General features: G+C 75.7%; 1 protein-coding gene. It reads right to left on the reverse strand.

What is annotated here, in order from left to right; translation table 11 throughout:
• A partial coding sequence (locus ACIQGZ_RS29530; RefSeq protein WP_402607806.1) for a beta-ketoacyl synthase N-terminal-like domain-containing protein occupies nt 1-4,476 on the reverse strand: 4,476 nt, incomplete at both ends.

Genomic DNA, 4,476 nt, shown 5'->3' on the forward strand with positions numbered 1-4,476 from the left:
GGTGGGGGGTGTGCCGGGGGTGCCTTGGAGGATGTCGATGAGGTTCCAGCCGGTGTGGGTCTGGATGGCGTCGGCGGTGGCGGTGAGGTGTTCGGTGAAGACGGGTGAGGTGGCGAGGAGGTCGCGGGCCATGCCTTCCCACTGCGAGCCCTGCCCCGGGAACACGAACACCGTCCGACCGGTCTCCCCGACCGTTCCCCGTACGACGTCCGCGCTCGCCACGCCCCGCTCCAGCGCGCCCAGCGAGTCGAGCAGCTGCCCCCGGTCGTCGGAGACGACCACGGCCCGGTGGTCGAGCTGCGCCCGGCCGCGCGCCAGTACGTCCGCGACCGCCCGCACATCCAGCTCGGGCCGCTCCTCGGCGTACCGCCGCAGCCGGCCCGCCTGCTCAGCGAGCGCGTCGGCGCTGTGCCCGGAGAGCAGCCAGGACACCGGGCCCGCACCGCTGTCGTACGCGTCCGGCCGGGGCTCCGGGACCGGGCTGTCGGCGGGTGCCTCCTCCAGCACCACATGGGCGTTGGTCCCGCTCATGCCGAAGCCCGAGACACCCGCGCGGCGCGGCTGCCCGTTCGGCTCCCACGGCTGCGCCTCGGTGAGCAGCCGGACCGCGCCGGCCTCCCAGTCGACGTGCGGCGAGGGCGCGTCGACGTGCAGGGTGCGCGGGAGCAGCCCGTGCTGCATCGCCTGGACCATCTTGATGATGCCGCCGACCCCGGCCGCTGCCTGGGTGTGCCCGATGTTGGACTTCAGCGAGCCCAGCCAGAGCGGCCGTTCGGCCGGGCGGTCCTGCCCGTAGGTGGCGATGACGGCCTGTGCCTCGATCGGGTCGCCCAGCTTCGTACCCGTCCCGTGCGCCTCCATGGCGTCCACCTCGGCGGGGGAGAGCCCGGCGTCGTCCAGCGCCTGGCGGATGACCCGCTGCTGCGCGGGGCCGCTGGGGGCGGTGAGGCCGTTGCTGGCGCCGTCCTGGTTGATCGCCGTGCCCCGGACGACGGCCAGGACCCGGTGCCCGTTGCGCCGCGCGTCGGAGAGCCGTTCCACCAGCAGCAGCCCGGCCCCTTCACCGAACGCCGTGCCGTCGGCACCGGCGGCGAACGCCTTGCAGCGGGCGTCCCGGGCCAGACCGCCCTGTCGGCTGAAGCCGATGAAGATGTCCGGATTGGCGAGGACGGTCGCCCCGCCGGCCAGCGCGAGATCGCATTCGCCCCGGCGCAGTGACTGCACCGCGAGGTGCAGTGCCACCAGCGACGACGAGCACGCCGTGTCGACGGTGACGGCCGGGCCCTCCAGGCCGAGGGTGTACGCGATCCGGCCCGACGCGATGCTGCCCGCGCTGCCGATGCCGAGGTAGCCCTCCATGTCGGCCGGGAGCTTCACCCGCGACCCGTAGTCCGTGTAGACGACGCCGGCGAACACACCCGTACGCGACCCGCGCAGTGACGTCGGGTCGATCCCCGCCCGCTCGAACGCCTCCCAGGCGCTCTCCAGCAGCAGCCGCTGCTGCGGGTCCATGCTGGTGGCCTCGCGCGGACTGATGCCGAAGAAGGCCGGGTCGAACTGGTCGGCGTCATGCAGGAAACCGCCCTCCCGGGCGTATGACGTCCCGGCGTGCGCGGGGTCGGGATCGAACAGCCGGTCGAGGTCCCAGCCGCGGTTGGTGGGGAACGGCGAGATGACGTCGCTCTCCGAGACCACCAGCCGCCACAGGTCCTCCGGGGTGCGGACCCCGCCCGGGTAGCGGCACGCCATCGAGACGATGGCGATCGGCTCCCCGTCGCGCACCTGGGCGCGCCCCGGACCGGCCGTGGCGGCGGAGCCGGTACCGACCAGTGCCGTCCGCAGATGGTCCGCGAGCGCGCCGGGTGACGGATGGTCGAAGAGCAGGGTGGTCGGCAGCCGCAGCCCCGTCGCCGTACCCAGCCGGTTGCGCAGCTCGACGGCGGTCAGCGAGTCGAAGCCCAGGTCCTTGAAGGCACGCGACGCGTTGACGGTGTCCCCGGCGGCGTGCCCGAGCACCTCGGCGACCTGCCGGCCGACCAGGTCGAGCAGCAGCCGGTGCTGGTCGGCCTCCGAGCGTCCCACCAGCTCCTGGACCAGGGTGCCGGCCGCGCCGGCCGGTCCGTCGGCGGCCGCCCGTACCGTGCGGATCAGCGAGCCCAGCACCGGCGGCAGCAGCCCGGCGGCGGCCTGCGCCGAGAGCGCGGCCCGGTTCAGCCTGGCCGGTACCAGCGTGGCATCCCGGGTCGTACGCAGCGCCAGATCCAGCACGGACGCGATCTGATCGGCTTCGAAGCGGACCAGGCCCCGGGCCGCCGAGACGCCCGCGCCCGCCCGGGTCCCCCAGGCGTGCGAGGCCGCCGGCAGCCCGAGCGACCGCCGCAACCGGGCCAGGGCGTCGAGATACGCGCCGACGGCGGCCCGGGTCGCCTGGCCGGCGCCGCCGAGCACGGCGGACGGGTCGGGGGACAGCAGGGTGAACGACGCCAGGTCGGCGCCCAGGGTCAGTTCATGGAGGTTCCAGGCGGCGGCGCCTGCCGTCCGCAGCGCACCGGTGAAGTCCTCCGGGGGCGTGGAGAGCAGCACCGCCTCCGGCGCGGAGGCGGCCACATGGACCACGGCGGTCGGCGGGTGGGCGGCGGGCAGCGCGGCCAGGGCCGCCGCGACGGCGTCCCGGTCCGCCGCGTCGCCGTCCGCGACCACGACCTCGGCACCGAGGGCGGCCAGCCGGTCCGCCGCGCCTTCGTCCGGGCCCAGCAGCAGCAGCCGCCGGGCGCCGAGCACGGTCACGAAGTGGCCGGCCGCCGCCTCCGCCAGGTCACCGCCGCCGGAGACGACGACGGTTCCGTCCGGTGCCGGGACCGGGGCGTCACCGGACCACTCGGGGACGGACCTGATGAGCCGGGGCAGCAGGATCTCGCCGTCGCGGAGTGCGAGTTGGGGTTCGCCGGAGGCCAGCGCGCCGGGCAGCGCGCGCCACGAGGACGCCTCGTCGTCGAGGTCCACCAGGATGATCCGGCCGGGGTTCTCGGACTGCGCCGCCCTGACCAGCCCCCACACCGGGGCGGGGCCGAGATCCGGCACATCCTCCGGGCGGGCGGTGACCGCGTGCCGGGTGAGCACCACCACGCGGGTCGTGGCGGGCCGGTCCTCACCGAGCCAGGTCCGCAGGACCGGAAGCAGTGCGGTCGCGGAGTCCGCCGTGACGACCACGGCCTCCGGGGCGGGCCCCTCCGATGCCGCCGGGTCGTACGGCGTGTACGCGGCGGCGCCGACGGCTTCCCGCACCGCCGGAGTGACGCCGTCCTCCGCCGAGGTCCAGGCGGCGAACGTTCCGGTGTCAGCGGCCCTGGCTGCCGGCTCCGGCTGGTACGCGGGCCAGTCCAGCCCGAGCAGCCAGTCGTGCCGGGCCCGGTCGGCGCGGTCCGCGTCCGGTACGGGCACCGGCCGCAGCACGACGGAGGCGACGGAGGCGACCGGCGCCCCGGTCGGATCGGTGAGCAGGACCGCGAAGGCTTCCCCGCCCTGGTCGCTCCGGGCGCTTCGGGTCTTCTGGGCGCTTCGGGTCTTGTGGGCGCTCCGGGCTTCTGGGGCGGCCCGGGAGATGCGGACCCGCAGCGTCCCCGCGCCGGTGGCGTGCAGGGTCGCGCCGTGCCACTCGGCGGGCAGCACTGCCTGGTCGGCGTCGGCCAGCAGCGGTTGCAGCGCGGCGGTGAGCAGGGCGGGGTGCAGCCCGTAGCGGCCGGTGTCGGCGCTGATCCCCTCCGGGGCGGACACCTCCGCGTACACGGTGTCGCCGTGCCGCCACAGCCGGGTCAGGCCCTGGAGGGCCGGGCCGTGCTCATGGCCGAGCGCGCCGAGCCGGCCCAGCGGCTCGGCCGGCTCGACGGGGACCGCGTCGGCCGGCGGCCAGACGGTGAGCTGCTCGGGGCGGGCGGCGGGCACGGCGGCTGCGGCGGCGAGGACGCCGGCGGCATGACTCGTCCAGGAGCGCAGCAGCGGTTCGTCGTCGGCCGCGTCGTAGTAGTCCCGGGCGTACAGGGTGAACGCACGTCGGCCGTCGTCGTCGGCGGCTTCGACCGTGAGCTGGAGGTCGACGCCGCCGTCCGGTGTGAGCACCACGGGCGTGCCGAGCGTCAGTTGCTCCACGGCCGGGCCGCCGAGCAGCCGGCCCGCCTGGAGGGCCAGCTCCAGCGGGACCGTGCCGGGCAGCAGGACCGTCCCGTCGACGGCGTGGTCCGCGAGCCATGGATGCGTGCGGACGGAGACGCGGCCGGTCAGCAGGAGGGTGTCCGCCTCGGCCAGGGTGGTGGCGGCGGTCAGCAGCGGGTGGTGCGTGGTGTGCAGGCCGAGGCTCTCGGGCTCCGCGTCGGTTGCCGCGTCCTCCAGCCAGTAGCGGCGTTGTTGGAAGGGGTAGGTGGGGAGGTCGGTGGGTGTGGGTGGGGTGGGTGTGGGTGGGGTGGGGGTCCAGTTGGTGGG

This window comes from Streptomyces sp. NPDC092296 (assembly GCF_044755465.1).
Taxonomy (GTDB): Bacteria; Actinomycetota; Actinomycetes; order Streptomycetales; family Streptomycetaceae; genus Peterkaempfera.